20 protein-coding genes are annotated in these 14,577 nt (G+C 36.2%); 6 read left to right on the plus strand and 14 right to left on the minus strand.

Annotated elements, in window-relative coordinates; translation table 11 throughout:
• Positions 1-7: 7 nt before the first annotated feature.
• Complete coding sequence (locus MLC35_RS04975; protein WP_346388647.1) at positions 8-754, minus strand: efflux RND transporter periplasmic adaptor subunit; 747 nt, start codon at positions 752-754, stop codon at positions 8-10.
• Position 755: 1 nt separating this feature from the next.
• Positions 756-2,120, minus strand: a complete 1,365-nt coding sequence (locus MLC35_RS04980) for a TolC family protein (RefSeq protein WP_346388648.1) — start codon at positions 2,118-2,120, stop codon at positions 756-758.
• 178 nt (positions 2,121-2,298) lie between these two features.
• Between MLC35_RS04980 and MLC35_RS04985 the strand changes: the two genes are divergently transcribed.
• The 3 genes from MLC35_RS04985 (at position 2,299) to MLC35_RS04995 (ending at position 3,614) form a co-directional block, all read left to right on the plus strand.
• Complete coding sequence (locus MLC35_RS04985) at positions 2,299-2,997, plus strand: c-type cytochrome (RefSeq protein ID WP_434638106.1); 699 nt, start codon at positions 2,299-2,301, stop codon at positions 2,995-2,997.
• Between the two features lie 62 nt (positions 2,998-3,059).
• Positions 3,060-3,434, plus strand: a complete 375-nt coding sequence (locus MLC35_RS04990; RefSeq protein WP_346388650.1) for a NifB/NifX family molybdenum-iron cluster-binding protein — start codon at positions 3,060-3,062, stop codon at positions 3,432-3,434.
• Positions 3,435-3,443: 9 nt separating this feature from the next.
• The gene (locus tag MLC35_RS04995) at positions 3,444-3,614 is read left to right on the plus strand and encodes a hypothetical protein (protein WP_346388651.1); all 171 of its coding nucleotides are present in this window, start codon (positions 3,444-3,446) and stop codon (positions 3,612-3,614) included.
• Positions 3,615-3,782: 168 nt separating this feature from the next.
• Here MLC35_RS04995 and MLC35_RS05000 read toward each other — a convergent pair whose 3' ends face one another.
• Genes MLC35_RS05000 through MLC35_RS05010 form a run of 3 tightly spaced genes read right to left on the minus strand, consistent with a single transcriptional unit; the run spans position 3,783 to position 6,540 of the window.
• Positions 3,783-5,024: an NnrS family protein gene (locus MLC35_RS05000; protein WP_418641305.1), complete on the minus strand. Its 1,242-nt coding sequence runs from the start codon at positions 5,022-5,024 to the stop codon at positions 3,783-3,785.
• Positions 5,024-5,770, minus strand: a complete 747-nt coding sequence (locus tag MLC35_RS05005; protein ID WP_434638109.1) for an ABC transporter ATP-binding protein — start codon at positions 5,768-5,770, stop codon at positions 5,024-5,026. Before MLC35_RS05005 ends, MLC35_RS05000 begins: the two co-directional genes overlap by 1 nt.
• Positions 5,758-6,540, minus strand: coding sequence for an ABC transporter permease (locus MLC35_RS05010; RefSeq protein ID WP_151900529.1), 783 nt, complete (start codon positions 6,538-6,540; stop codon positions 5,758-5,760). Before MLC35_RS05010 ends, MLC35_RS05005 begins: the two co-directional genes overlap by 13 nt.
• Before the next feature lie 363 nt (positions 6,541-6,903).
• Here MLC35_RS05010 and MLC35_RS05015 point away from each other — a divergent pair, with 363 nt between their 5' ends.
• Positions 6,904-8,139, plus strand: coding sequence for an IS110 family transposase (locus MLC35_RS05015; protein WP_434636480.1), 1,236 nt, complete (start codon positions 6,904-6,906; stop codon positions 8,137-8,139).
• A 403-nt stretch (positions 8,140-8,542) separates the two neighbouring features.
• Positions 8,543-9,529, plus strand: a complete 987-nt coding sequence (locus tag MLC35_RS05020; protein ID WP_434638111.1) for an ABC transporter substrate-binding protein — start codon at positions 8,543-8,545, stop codon at positions 9,527-9,529.
• Here MLC35_RS05020 and MLC35_RS05025 read toward each other — a convergent pair.
• A complete protein-coding gene (locus tag MLC35_RS05025; RefSeq protein WP_346388655.1) occupies positions 9,510-9,794 on the minus strand; it encodes a hypothetical protein in 285 nt (94 codons plus the stop codon). The genes MLC35_RS05020 and MLC35_RS05025 overlap by 20 nt on opposite strands.
• Before the next feature lie 119 nt (positions 9,795-9,913).
• Between MLC35_RS05025 and MLC35_RS05030 the strand changes: the two genes are divergently transcribed.
• Positions 9,914-10,114, plus strand: a complete 201-nt coding sequence (locus MLC35_RS05030; RefSeq protein ID WP_151900526.1) for a hypothetical protein — start codon at positions 9,914-9,916, stop codon at positions 10,112-10,114.
• A 177-nt stretch (positions 10,115-10,291) separates the two neighbouring features.
• On the opposite strand, the gene MLC35_RS05035 is transcribed toward MLC35_RS05030, so the two are convergent.
• The 8 genes from MLC35_RS05035 to MLC35_RS05070 form a co-directional block, all read right to left on the minus strand.
• The gene (locus MLC35_RS05035) at positions 10,292-10,612 is read right to left on the minus strand and encodes a hypothetical protein (RefSeq protein ID WP_151900525.1); all 321 of its coding nucleotides are present in this window, start codon (positions 10,610-10,612) and stop codon (positions 10,292-10,294) included.
• Between the two features lie 156 nt (positions 10,613-10,768).
• On the minus strand, positions 10,769-11,221 hold the full coding sequence (locus tag MLC35_RS05040; RefSeq protein WP_434638114.1) for a heme-binding domain-containing protein: 453 nt from the start codon (positions 11,219-11,221) through the stop codon (positions 10,769-10,771).
• Positions 11,222-11,237: 16 nt separating this feature from the next.
• Positions 11,238-11,687 (minus strand): hypothetical protein, encoded by a 450-nt coding sequence (locus MLC35_RS05045; RefSeq protein ID WP_434638115.1) that lies wholly within the window; start codon positions 11,685-11,687, stop codon positions 11,238-11,240.
• Complete coding sequence (locus MLC35_RS05050; RefSeq protein ID WP_418641310.1) at positions 11,687-12,283, minus strand: hypothetical protein; 597 nt, start codon at positions 12,281-12,283, stop codon at positions 11,687-11,689. Before MLC35_RS05050 ends, MLC35_RS05045 begins: the two co-directional genes overlap by 1 nt.
• Positions 12,283-12,675, minus strand: a complete 393-nt coding sequence (locus tag MLC35_RS05055) for a c-type cytochrome (protein ID WP_434638117.1) — start codon at positions 12,673-12,675, stop codon at positions 12,283-12,285. The genes MLC35_RS05050 and MLC35_RS05055 overlap by 1 nt, the downstream gene beginning before the upstream one ends.
• Before the next feature lie 111 nt (positions 12,676-12,786).
• The gene (locus MLC35_RS05060; RefSeq protein WP_434638119.1) at positions 12,787-13,530 is read right to left on the minus strand and encodes a sulfite exporter TauE/SafE family protein; all 744 of its coding nucleotides are present in this window, start codon (positions 13,528-13,530) and stop codon (positions 12,787-12,789) included.
• A complete protein-coding gene (locus MLC35_RS05065) occupies positions 13,531-14,127 on the minus strand; it encodes a flavin reductase family protein (RefSeq protein ID WP_434638121.1) in 597 nt (198 codons plus the stop codon). It lies immediately after the preceding gene.
• 1 nt (position 14,128) lies between these two features.
• The gene (locus MLC35_RS05070) at positions 14,129-14,482 is read right to left on the minus strand and encodes a NifU family protein (RefSeq protein ID WP_151900518.1); all 354 of its coding nucleotides are present in this window, start codon (positions 14,480-14,482) and stop codon (positions 14,129-14,131) included.
• Positions 14,483-14,577 lie beyond the last annotated feature (95 nt).

Raw genomic sequence — 14,577 nt, forward strand, 5'->3', positions numbered from 1 at the left:
TCCCCTTTTAGTCAATGGTTACAGTGGCATACATACCAGGGTAGACTGATTTGTTCAGTGTCTTGAATGATACTTTGATTTTAAATGTGTGCGTCATCGGATTGGAATTTGGAATGATCGCCGTAATCGTTCCGATTGTTTTGACACCGACAGAAGGAATCTCCACTTTTACTTTTTTCCCGTGATGAATGAGATTTAAATTACTTTCCGCAATCTCTGCCGAAATTTTTAAATCACTCAAATCCGAAAGCACAATTGCAGGCATACCGGGCATTGCCATCTCTCCGACTTTGATGTTTTTGGCAACAACAACACCGTCGTTTGGAGCCTTTACATGTAAGTATTTGTATTGATTTTCCACTTCCTGGAGTCTTGCTTTGGCTATGTTTATCATATCCTGCAGATTTTTTGCCGCAAGTTCCATATTTTCCACTTCATATTTTGAGACCATATCTTTTTTCAGCAGTCTCTTGTAGCGTTCCAGGTTCAGTTTGACATTTGTGTACTGGTTCTGATACATTTGCAGTGAAAGCTCTGCCTGACGTTTTGCCGAGTCAATTTCACGTGAATCTATACTATAAAGAATTTGGCCTTTTTTTACCTTTTCCCCTTCGCTTGTGTTTACATTGGTAACAAAACCCATAAATCGGCTTGTGATCATCTTCTGATTATCCGAAATCACACTTCCCGAAAGTGTTAAACTCTCCGCTAAAAGTGAAACGCCCAGTGCCAGTAATAGTAGTAGTTTTTTCATGTTAGTCTTCTCCGTTTGCTAATTTTTCAAGTGCAAGTATTTTTTCTGTTCTTTTGTTCTTTGCTATCTGCAGCTGCAGTATCTTTTCAATCTGTGCAGACTGTTTTATGATAACATCACTCATGGAAACAAGTTTTTCTTTATATCTGCCTTCATAATTTTCATAAATGGCATTTGCAAGTTCCAGTTCTTTTTTCAGTGAGGCAATTTCGACATCAACCCCTTCTATCTGTGTCCGGATTTTTGCAATTTTTAAAAGAATTCCCTGTTTTGCAAGTTCCAGCTGTGACTGCATTTTAAGTTTTTCGATTTTTGATTTTTCGATTTTTGCCGCATCGATTCCGCCGTCAAAAAGGTTCCAGCTCAGGCGTGCACCTATGGTATAGGCTTTGTGTTCGTCGGCATTTCCTAAAAAGCTATTGTCCGCAGTGGAGACTTCTCCAAAAGCTCCAAGCGTCGGATAGTAGGCTGCCTGAGAGACCTTAAGCATATCTTTTGTGATTTTGAGTCCTGTTGCCGCTTTTTGCAGGTCAATATTGCGCGCTAAAATCTCTTCATCACTTATATGTGGCATGCGCACTTCTGTTGCAGGTGTCTGAATATGTTCAATTTTTTGATTGAGTAAAAAACTGATGTAGTGGTATAACAGTTTTTTGTTGGACTGCATCTGTACCAAGAGTCTTTCAACATTTCCCTTTTTTGCCTGTACTTCAAGCAAATCTACTTTTTTAGCATAGCCTACCGCTATCATCTCTTTTGTTGTCTCTTCCAATATATGGATATTGTCCAGAATTTTATTGAGATTTTTTATAGAAGAATCAAGCAGTGCCATATCATAAAAGCTTTTTTTAAGTTCATATTTTTTCTGTTTTTCTATTTTGTGTTTGTCCAAAGATTTCAGTTCTTTGACTTTTTGCATAATGTCAGTGTAAGAACTGAGCATAAATCCTGTAAAAAGAGGCACTTCATATTTGAGTTTGCTCTGAAAAAAGTTTCGGTAACCCGGATAGTTTAGATTTTGTGGAGGTGTAATATATGGATTTACGCCATTGTTTAAATTCGTCATAAATTCTTCAGCACCAAAATCCCCAAAAGTTGCCTCACGCGAAGTCAGTTTAAATCCAAAGACATTTCCCGCATCATTTGAACGTGCCACATCTTGTATAAATGTCAGTGTTCCCCAGTTTTTCCCTGACACTGCATCAATATCCTCTTCTGCAGAGCGTTCATCAAATTTGGCTGCCTTAATTTCCAGATTTTTTGCTTTCAAAAGCTGTAGTGCTTGATCTAGTGTCAATGCCTCGGTCGCTGACGCTGATACATGTAACAGCAAAGAAAACGCAAAAATACTTATCAGTCTATTCATTTTCCAACATCCTTTTCATAGTTATAATAATTTTAAGTTTAAATTATAACATATATTTCATTTTCATATATCACATTTATATCACATTTATTGAAATATGGTCTGTTCTGCAAGAGAAGACGCTTTTAATATTTACAAAAATGATATATAATACTTATGAAAATCATAAGGATAATTAATGTATAGATATATATTTTTAATTAGTATACTGTTTTTTACTGCATGTGAACCAAAATCTCATTCAAATCTTAACGGTAAACAACTTTTAGAGCAAAAATGTAGCAAGTGTCACAATACTGACCTGCCTCCAAAAACTTTTCAGGATGAAAAAGCACCGCCGATGATGGCGGTTGCATTTCATATAAAAGATTTTATAAAAGCAAGTAGTGAGAGTGACAAGATTCCAAAAGCTGTAGAATTTGTAAAAGACTATGTTGTGAATCCAAGTGCTTCAAAATCTTTTTGTGATAAAGAGAGCTTAAGAACTTATGGAGTAATGCCTTCGCAAAAAGGTAAAGTCACGCAAGATGAACTTGAAGCGATTGCTGAATATATGTTTGAACATTTTACAATAAAAAATTTGACAGCAGCACAAGATTTGCAAAACAGGTTGAATGCAATGCCAAAAGGAAAAAGAATTGCTTTAAAACATAACTGTCTGTCTTGTCATAAAATAAACAAAGATTTAGTGGGACCATCTTTTAATAAAATTGCTAAAAGATACAAGGAAAATATTACGCAGATAGCACAAAGCATTAAAAACGGTTCTGCTAAAAAGTGGAAAGGTTACAGAAATGCGATAATGCCGGCATTTGGTGAAAAGATAAGCAATGATGATATTGAAACATTAAGTAAGTGGATTGCTAAGGAGACTTGACATTATGCACATATGTTCTATATGATTCCAATATAACATTATAATAATTATAAGGAATATTGATGAAAATAGTTTTAGCAGTAGATGAAGACAAACAAACCATAGTAAAAAGAACAGGGCAAAGTGCTTATTTTGCAATATATGATGATGACAAAATGGTTGATTTGGTACCAAATAAGCATCACGACGGTGGACATCATGCGCACAGACACAATGAAGAACATAAGCATTCAGAAATGGAACATGAGGAGCATACAAATTCTCATAGAAAAGATGTAGAGGCTTTAAAAGATTGTGACATTATTTTAGTACAGGCTGTTGGTGAAAATATGAAAGAAGCTTTAGAATCCATAGGTTTAAAGGTAAAAAAAATCAGACAAAAACATGGTACAACTGCTGATGAGGTTGTAAAAAACTTTTTAAGCGGTGCTATTTAAGGCAGAAGAATGGTTGGAAGAAGAAAACTACGAAATATCGGGGCAGATCACAGTGATGTTTGTTTTAAGCCTTGTGGTATTTGTGGTATTGATTTGGAATATATTGAACTCTGCGAAGATGAAATGGAGGCTATTCGTTTGTCTGATTATGAGGGACTCTACCAACTTCACGACTTGTAGAGTCGGCAAGAAAAAAAAACAGCAGATTCTTTGATACATAAAAAAGCCTTAAACATAAAAACAGATAAAAAGTAAGAAAAAAAATAAAAAGAACAATACAAAAAACTGCTGAATTTAACTCCGCCGATGACATAGGTTACGGACTTGACATAAAACCGTCAAATCCTTTTAGCCTTTGATTCCATCGGCTCTTGGATTGAGCAAAAAACCGAAAAATACTTTGATATAAAGCATAAACGGAACACTCCAAAGAAGAGCAGACCATAAATAGAGTTGCATTGCGTCTGCTTCGTAAAAAGGTATAAGTGAACGCATCAATGTAGCAATAATGATGAAAAATACCATTAAATGGGTATAAATGTTTGAAGTCAAATGCCTTCCCGTGTGAATCCATCCTATGGTTATCATGACCATTAAATAGGCAAGTCCAAGCCCACCGGCTGTTATAAAATGCCTAAAACTCGAGATACCGACTCCGTCATTAAACAAAATACTCCATCCCATAAAAGCATATCCTAAAGCAAGCATAAGAAAAATCAAAAACAGATAAATAACATAAGGCTGATTGAGTATAAACTTCTCTTTGAGATGATAATCACTCGTAATCGCCAAAACAGCAGCACCGGCAGCCAATCCTATCCATCCAAGTGCAGAGTTTGCAGGGTATAAAAATTCAACAATACTAAAGAGCGTGACACAAAATATAGCCAAGTTTGTAAGTGGCGGTCGTGATATATAAATATCATCAATTGCTTTGTCTTCCATCAGTTCATTGACTGCTTCCATGTTTACACGACGCATTGCAAGTAAAACAAGTACAACAATCGCACCAAGGGAAAGCTTTAAAATTTTCATCGGGTCACTTTGCACTAATTCTGCCATTGTTAGAAAAAACCAACTCTCAAGACCAAAAATAACAAGTAAAATGTAGCCCAAAGAGGCATGTCGTTGGAGCTTATCTAAAACAACATCTTTTGCAAACCAGATAAGCCAGGCAAGCATGGCAAGATTTAAAAATCCAGCAAGATAGACGCCTGTAACATCTATAAACCAAAAGCTCACGCGACCGGCTATCCATAAAAGCATAATATATTTGAGCCGTTTGCCGACAAAAGGTACCATTCCGGGGAAAAGTTCCGGCAAACCGGTTGTTAAAAACGCCATGATTCCGGCAGTAAGTACTCCAAAAAGCATCTCGTAGACATGCCAAACAAGAATATTGTCCATAAACGGGATACTCAAATACCCGCTCCAAACCAACCCCCACAATATCATCGAAAGTATAAAATAGGGAGCCAAAAGTAAAAAGACAGGGCGAAAGCCGTATGCTAAATATGGCGGAATATTCTCTTCATCAGGATAATAGAGGTAGTGGTTCGTCGCATGAAGTTTTTCTTCTTTATGTTGCATTATTTTAACTCCAAAGAATTTAGTTCAAATGTTTCTATGATATCTTTGTCTTGCAGTATTTTTACACTCTGCTCATACACAAAGGCATCATCTCTTTTATCTTGAGGAAGGTCAAAGCTGAATTTTTTGACTATATGTCCAGGATCGGCTTTGAGTAAAAGTATCTCATCACTCAGACGAATAGCTTCCATCATATCATGCGTTATAAAAAGTATAGAGATATTTTCTTTTTGACTTATTTCTATGAGATGTGTTTGCAACTCTTTTTTCAGACCTATATCCAATGCTGAAAAGGGCTCATCCAAAAACAGAAGAGAGGGTTTGACAACCAAAGCACGGGCAAAACTGACGCGTTGTTTCATTCCGCCGCTTAAATCTTTTGGAAATTTTTCAAAATCTTCTTCTTCGAGTCCAAATTTCAGTGCAATTGCCCTGGATTTTTCTATTGCGGTACTTTTTTTCTCACCACGGGCAAGGAGTCCAATGGCAATATTGTCAAGTACATTTTTCCAAGGAAGCAGTCTTCCTTCTTGAAATGTAAAGGAAGTACTTGTGAATGTATTGACAACACTCCCTTCCTGCACATCCAAAAGTCCGGAGCATAAATGCAGAAGTGTAGTTTTTCCACCTCCGCTTGGCCCTACTATTGAGAGTATCTCCCCTTTATTGAGTGTAAAATTTATATCTCTTAAAATCTCTGTAAATCCGAAATGATGTGTTAAGTGTTTTACTTCTAGCTTCTCCATAACTCTACCTCTCTTTTTATCGGTTCTAAAATGATATACTCTATAAACATCAGCGAACCTATCATTATGGTTACAAGTGCCAATGCCGTTGGAGTGTCCAACTGGCTTCTGGCCACTGCCAAGGAAGCACCAAGCCCATCGCTTGTAGCTAAAAGTTCCGCCATGATGACAATTTTCCAGGCCATACCAAGTCCGCTTACCCAGGCAGGAAAAATGTAGGAAAAAATATGAGGAAAATAGACATCTGTAAACTTCATGTGCCATGGCAGATGAAAACTCTCAGCCATCTCTTTTAAAGTACCGTCAAGTGTTCTTGTACCTTGCAGGGCACCTACAAATATAATGGGAAAAGAAGCAACTATGATGGTAAAAATAACTGTTTCATCTCCCATTCCAAACCAAATCATCGCCAAAACTATCCAGGCAATTGGAGGCATGCCTACAAGGATGGTGACAACCGGACGACTCATCATAGACGCCGTTGCAAAGAAGCCGGCGATGAGTCCCAAGACAGAGCCAAACAACAAAGAGAGCCCAAAGCCAACAGAAGCGCGGTAGAGGGTAATGTCAATCTGCTCCCATACCTCTTTGTCATGCAACATGGTATAAAGTGTCTTAAATGTTTCAAGAGGTGATGGCAACACTAAGTTGCCATATACCTGATTGCCAACATCCCACAAAGCTATAAAGAGCAGAATGGAAGCAACAGCTCCCCATCCGCTCCATAAGTAAGCCGGAAAATCTTTCAGTATTTTAAGTAAGAATTTCAAACAAGACTCCTCGTATAATTTATTTTATGAGTAAATAGGTTCTTTTATTAAAGTTTTTTGACTTTTTTATCAAGAAATATTACTCTTTTAAGATTGAAGTACTAACTTCAAATCTTGTAACTATCACAGTCTATGACTAAAGGTAAAACAACATTTTTCTCCTTATAGCAGAATATAAAATTTACCAAATTTGATCTACTGACTACATCATTAAGCCAGTTGGTATCTTTAGTTGTTAATCACTTATTACAAGCTGTTGGGGTAGCTGTTATTTTAGCACTTACAACATATAGATTAACGAGGCTGTGAACTCTAACATTAAGTTGTTAGGCAACCAAAGATTACACGACAAGGATTACAAAGATGTATTATGTAGGTATAGATATTGCAAAGAGTTTTCATGTTGTTTCTGTTATCGATGATAATGAAACTAAAGTTATTAACAAACCTTTTAAAATTAACAATGACTTAAAAGGATTTGAGAAACTACTTACTATTTTAGATAGTGTCACTTTAGAGAAAGATGACTTTCTTATTGGTATAGAAGCAACAGGTATTTATGGTGAAAATCTTTTAGAGTTTTTAAAGTCTAAGGGGTATAGTGTTAAACTATTAAATCCATTCCAGACTTCAAGGTATCGAGAGCAAATAACTATGAAAAAAGTTAAAAATGACAACATAGATTCTTTAGTAATAGCACTCTTTTTAAAAGATGGCAAATACTCTTCTGGTTATGTGACTGATGATGAGTATCAAAGTCTTAGAACACTCTATCGTAATCGTGCTTCTATTCAAGCAGATATGAAAGAGGTTAAAAAGAGAATACTAACTCAGATAACGGTTACATTTCCAGAGTTTGAAAGCTTTACAAATCCATTTACAATCAGTGGATTAGCACTGCTTGAGAAATATCCTACTGCACACCACTATAAGCATAGCAGTGTAGATAGAATCATGAAAGTTTTTAGTCATATTCAAGGGAATAACTTTAATAAAGATAAAGCCCTAAGACTACTAGAACTCTCAAGAGAATCTATCTACTCAGGTAAAGCCAAAGATGCACGAGCTATCGCTATTAGAAGCACTATTAGGCTTTTAAAAATGTACCTTAGTGAGTTAGATATTATTGAAGCTGAGATAGTTGCTTTACTGGATAAAAAAGGTATTAACTCTCAAACACTTGATGAACTTCCAACTAAAAATAGTTTAATAGAGAATCTTAAAACTATACCTGGGGTAAGCGATAAGACTATTGCTGCTGTTATTAGTGAGTGTGGAGACCTAACAAGGTTTCCATCCATTCCTAAGTTCATAGGCTACCTTGGGTTATTTCCTACTGAAAACAGTTCTGGTAACTCCAAGAGTGTTGGACATCTTAGTAAAAGAGGCTCATCCTTAGTTAAGCATGCACTTTATCTGAGTGCTACAAGTTGTTTGATACACAACAAACAGATGAAGCAACTCTACGATACTAAACGAAGTCAGGGTAAATCTAAAAAAGAGGGTTTAGTTGCTGTCTCAAGAAAACTTGCAACCATTATCTACTCTATTTTTAAATACAATACACCCTATAATCCAAATCGTGTATTTACAAATTAGTCATAAACAGTGATAAGTTAAAGATCCCAAGTTAGTACTTAAATCATTACTAAATTGTTAACCAAAATAGAAAAACTATATAGTTTATTCTATAGTTTGATTATCAAAATACTCTGTTCAAATTCAACAAAACTGAACTCAAAAAAGAGTATTTAAAAAATCAAACTCTGCAAGAATTTCATCTTGCATCGCTCTTTGAAATAATATTGTTACTATTCTGATGCCTATTTTTTAGTTTCCTTGCTTTTTAAGTTATTCTTTATAAAAAGGCTTTAAATGATAATTAATATTAAAGTGTATGATAATTAAGCTTAAAGTAAGTATAATGAAAGTAATTATCAAATTCAGTTATGGTTAAAGTCTTTTTTGATAAAATCTATAAACCAGTTAAGGAGATTTTATTATGATTAAAAAAATATTACTGACAGTTTCTCTCGTACTTTTTCTACAGGCAAACGGGATAAAAAAAGTAGATACTTTGGTTTTAAGCGGTCCTATGGCATCTGTAAGCCACCCGCTTTTAAGGATGATTGAAACAGGTGCATTAAACGATGTAGCTAAAAATGTTAAATTTATTATGTGGAAATCGCCCGATGAACTGCGTGCTCTCACACTTCGCGGCAGTGCTGACTTTATAGCAATTCCTACCAATGTAGCAGCAAATCTTTATAACAAAGGTGTAGATATAAAACTTCTCAATGTCTCTGTGTGGGGTATTTTGGGAATGATAACAAGAGATAAAACCAAAAAGACTCTTGCAGATTTCAAAGGGTGTGAGATAGCAATGCCTTTTCGTGCCGATATGCCTGACATTGTCTTTGAAGAGATTGTAAAAAGAGAGGGGCTTGATCCGAAAAAAGACTTTACACTTCGTTATGTAAACTCACCGATAGATGCTATGCAGATGCTTATAATGCGCAGAGTCGATCATGCACTCTTGGCTGAACCTGCCATCTCTATGGCACTGAGAAAAACAAACTCTTTTCCGTTGAAACTTATAGCGCCTGACCTTTACAGAAGTGCAGATTTACAAAAAGAGTGGGGAAAAGTTTTTCATATTGAAGCCAAAATTCCACAGGCCGGCATGGCGGTTATTGGCAAAAAAGATCCATATCTCATCAAACGTTTCAATGAGGAGTATGCAAAAGCGCTTCAATGGTATAAAACACATCCAAAAGAAGCTGGAGAGTTGGTTCATAAATATATTCCAATGCTCCTTCCTGAAGCTGTAGCAGACAGTCTGGACTATGTTCAATTGAATGATGTTAATGCAAAAGATGCACAAAAAGACTTGGAATTTTTCTTTGAAATTTTGAAAAACAACAATCCTAAAACTATTGGTGGTCAATTACCACAGAATGGTTTTTATTTTAGTCCGAAGAGTGAGTAGATAAATCTAATTTTTTTGTTTTTGCAAACCCTGCACCTTTTTTTGTTTTTGCTTTAAGCTCAAGAGCCGTGATAAGTTCTTTGTAATCTATACGGTTCTGATGCATTGTTGCAAAACATTGCGCTACTACTGCTATTGCATTAGGCACTTCACCTTTTTTTTTATATGCCTGTATATTTTTTTCACTGACTTTTATAAGCTTTGAAAATTTTGGAAGGCTGATCTCCGCATCTAAAAGTAGTTTTTTAAATTCTATAAATGTCATGTGGAAGTATAGTCTTTTATAGCTTAACTCTATATTTTATTGACATGTAGTCTGAAATCATATATAATAGCTATAATTTATTACTAATAGTAATGAAAAACTGCATAAAGGGTCAAACAATGGCAAAAGATACAAAAAAAGAGTTAGAGAAAAAGTTGGCAAAAAAAGCTGAAAAAAAAGCTGAAAAGAAAAAGGCAAAGAAAAAAGCCGAAAAAAAGAAAGCTGTGAAAAAAGATACAAAGAAAAAGAGCAAGAAAAAAGCTGATAAAAAGAAAGCTAAATCCAAAGCAAAGAAAAAAGCGCAAAAAAAGAAAAAATAGTTTTCTTATCTAACGAAAGAAACTACTTTCAGTTTCTTTCGTAAATCTTTCCACTGTATAATTATCAAGAATCACATGAACATATATCCGGTATAATTCTGTCAAAAATTCAAAGAAATGGGTATAAAATGTAATAACACTCAAACAAGTGCTATTACATAAAAATCCTGGAGAAACTTAAGCATATACAGAAAAAGTTGAATTTGCTGTATTTGTTTTTTGTTGCGTAGTATCTTGATTTAAAATATCCATCAAGCTTTGTGTATATTGCTGAGAATCCATAGTTGAAGCATCTACTTGTTTCATCTGTGCAATTAGATCAGCTCTTTGTGTCTGATCCATTGAACTCATTTTATCTTTGAGAGCAGTTCTGTCTTCTTGAGACAATGATTGCATGATATCTTTCATACCGCCATTTCCCTGACCACCACCTGTACCGTCCATTTTTCTCATTTGCATCTGCATTTGTTGCATTGAACCATTTGAACTTACTTGCATAGTCTATCCCTTAGCTTAGATTTAGATAGCAAGCAAAAACTATTCCTTGCTATCTATAAATACAACTCTATCACATTTGTGTTAGCAAAACGTTAATAAAGAAACTATTTTTGATTAGTAAATATGTACTCGTATAATAAATTTATACTATTAAGATTAGTCTTTATCATTTTTATGCGTTTCATACTTTTCGCTTCCAAAAGTATTTTTAAGTCCTGCAATAAGTGCTTGTTTTTCCTCTTTTGTAAGTCTTGCCTCTGGATGTGCTATTAGATAAGATGCTAAAGGCATTTCTCCCTCTTCAACTTCTTCGGCTGCTTCATCACCTTTGTTCTTTTTCTGAACACCCCACATGGAAACATTGAAATGTTCACGACCTTCATCAACATGGTGATAGATACTCCATGAAAGCGGTGCTATATTACTGTACCAAGGCCATTTTGTTTCATTGGAATGACAATCTGCACAGGCTCTTTGAAAAAGATCCTGTGTCTCTTGAGTGTCCCATTGCACTTGAGCAACTACAGGCGGATTTGTGTGATCTCTTCCGTACGGTATAAATTGTATTGCAATAAATAATCCAAATCCGATTAATAAGATTTTTTTCATTTGTGATATCTCTATACTATTTATGCAAAAGAGTTTTTAACTGTTTGGGGGTTAAAATCTTTTTTGTCTCATAGATGCACTTAAGATGTGTCATTGTTGCCTGAGCTTTGTATCTGGCTACTTCATCAACAAGTTTTTTCATTTTTTGCGGTGAAGCCCCTTGTTGTGAAAGTTGGACAATTGTTTGCTCTAATGGCATAATCTTCTGTTTAAGATTCATAACACTGCGCAAGGTTTCTTTGCGTACCTGTAAAAGTTCTTTTTTTTGTTTTTTGGTTAAGGCAAGCTTTTCTGAATTCCACATTTTTTTGACCAACATTGTTAAATGCGGTAAACCAGGGTTTTGAATCAGGAACGGTTTGCTGGCTTTTTTCACAGGAGCCGCTTCAAGTTGAGAAGCAGGTGCAAAACTGACAAGTAAGCCTAAAAGTGCAGCGCTGAGTATATATTTTGATTTTGTAAACATTAGATATCCTTTTTTGTAATTGTAATCACTTCGTCTTTATGTTCAAAAACAGTTTTCACCATCTCTTGAAAACGCAGAGGAAAGCTTTTTATATCTTCTTCTTTTGCATTAGGCATTATAGCACTTTTGAGTATTGCCATAGGATTGACAACTTTTTGAGGTGTGTAGGTTACATATACTTTTTCATTTGTGTCTAGTCGGGTAAAACAGACATCAGCATCCATCGCTACACCATAAAAAAGTGTGCCTCTTCGATTGTATTTTCCTGTTGGAATGCCACCAAAACCATAGTCTGTGGTTGCTCCTGTAATGTTTGAAAGTACGCATCCGACAGCACCGGTATTTTCAACAGTCGGCTCTTTTGCAAGTTCTACTTTTATGTAGCCTCTTTGTGGCAATTCAGCGCCATAAAGTGATTTTAAGCCCTCAAGTGCCATGAGATAAGCCCCTGCAACAGTTGCACAACTATGTCCTGCACTTTTGACAATGTCGGCGTAGGAAAAATCAAGTATGCCGTCATTTACACCTAAAAACCGGCTCAAGTCATCATACAAAACTATTTTGTCAATAGTATCAAAAAATTGAGGATATTGCATTACATACCCCCTCCCATTCCCATCCCTTGTCCACGACCCATACCGCCACCTTTGCCCATCATCCCTTTTGCTTGAGAAGATTGTGCCAAGATGTAATCAGCTACGGTACTTAACTGCTCTTGTGTCAGATTTGCAAACGAGGGCATAGCAGTATCAGAAAATCTTGGATATTTCCCTTGAGAGCCGTTTTTGATACTTGCCATAATCACTTCTTTCGCATTTTCGCCTTCAAAACGTTTGTTTCTCATTCCTATTCCTGCAAATGCGGGAGCCGCTTTTTTGCTTGCAACTGCGTGACAAGAGAGACAGCCATTGTTTTGAATAATCTCCTGCGCACTTTGTGCAAAAAGACTCCCTGTTAGGAACAGTGTCGGTATAAGTAATCTTTTCATAATATAAACTCCGTATGTAAAATTTTACTGTTAGTATAAAACGTTTGTGTTAGGGGAATGTTAAGGAAGAGGGCTGACAAAAGTGAAAGCAGAGATGTTTATTGTCATTATTTATAGGATTACTGTAAAATGCCAAAGCATTTTAAATGCCAGGAGATACAAAAGTCCTGCCATAATTTTTTTAATGTGAGACTGCTCGAGTTTAAAGTGCATAAGATAGTTTCCAATGTAGCCACCGATGACGGCACACAGAGCAACCACCGTCAAAAGAATCCAGTCCAAAGGTACATAACTGGCATAGGTAAAAAAGGAACCGAGTGCCGAAAAAGGTACTACAAAACTTACCGCAACGGCTACTTTTTTGGGAGCAAATCCAAGAAGAGTTAAAAGCGGAATGAGGATATTGCCTCCGCCTACACCTAAAAGTCCGGCAATAAACCCAATCACAGCACCGACAAGCAAAAGTGTGAGTTTTGAGTGGGCGGAAAAAAGAGCTTTTTTCTTGCCAAACATCATCATGCTTGCAGAGTAAAAAAGCAAGAGCATAAAGAAAAATTTGACTATGTTTTCATTGATAAAACTGCTGGAATATGCGCCAAGAGGTGCAAAAAGGAGCATTGTCACAGCAATAGGCAAGACAAAGGCATACTCAACAGCTTTGCGTTTGATATTCATAATGCTTGCTGTCACAGTGGTAGATGCTCCTGCAAAAAGTCCGACCGCTTTAGCCACAGTAAAATCAAGTCCTAAAAAATGTAAAATTGGAATAAGCGCTATACCCGAACCCGCTCCGCCCATAGAAAAGACTGTAGCGAGTATAAGGGTGATAGAACCAAAGAGAATATAGTCATGCATTTATGGTATTTTTGGAGGATTGATTCTTTTGCCGAGCAGGGCGTAGCTTTTGCCGACACGGGCGAGCGGTTCATAATCAAGCGTGAGTTTCTCTTTGTCTGTAATGATTTTATCATCAATATACTGGGACTTTATCTCTACGACAAGCGGGATGGTTTTTGAGCCTTTGAGATCTATCTCCTGGTAGAGTTCACAAAAAAAGGCACTCGGTATGCCAGTCACTATTGGAGGGAAGTCTTTGATTATGCTTTTTGTCTCAATGCCAAAAATTTCTGCTTCGCTTTGCGTGTTATCAAGTTCTTTGGAGCTAAAATGCATCTGTTGTAAATGTGCCTCATCTACCATGCATATTGTGCATTTTTTGTGTTCACGCAAATTTTTAAGCGTGTCTTTTTGGCTGCCGTCATTTTTATGCCCTATACTGACTATCATTGTAGGAGGTTCAGAGCTGAGCCCCATGAAATAGCTAAAAGGAGCAATGTTAAGAGTGCCTTTTGCATCTTGCGTACAAATCCAGGCAATTGGCCTTGGGATGATGGTCTGCGCCATAAGCTGATAGCGTTGTGTAAGTGCTTTGTCTGCATAATCCACCACCATTTTAGAGACCTACCATATGTTTTACATTATCCAAAAAGCCGTGTTTTTCAACTGTTGGCTCTTCTTTTTTTGGACCGGTGTAGGCATCTTTTGGCATTTCGTTTTCAGGAGTTCCGTCTACATTGACAACCTGCAGTTCGGGATGAATCAGTTCACGCAACTTTTTTTGTACGACCATTTTTGTTGTCATCAGACTCATAGAACAGCCTCCGCAAGCTCCTGTCAGTTTGATGTAGACAACACCGTCTTTTGTGCCGAGAAGTTCTATACCGCCACCGTGTGAATTGACATATTCGCTTACTTTTGGCAGGTAGTTTTGTACTGCATTATAAATATCTTCATCTAAAAACTGCATGATAAAACCTTTTTGAGTATTTTTATAATTATAGTTGCTTATAATTAAAATTATCTTAGTTTATATAATTATATATCTGTAAATAATTTCAAATT

Origin of the sequence: Sulfurimonas sp. NW7, from assembly GCF_051132265.1 — a bacterium.
Classification (GTDB): Bacteria; Campylobacterota; Campylobacteria; order Campylobacterales; family Sulfurimonadaceae; genus Sulfurimonas; species Sulfurimonas hydrogeniphila.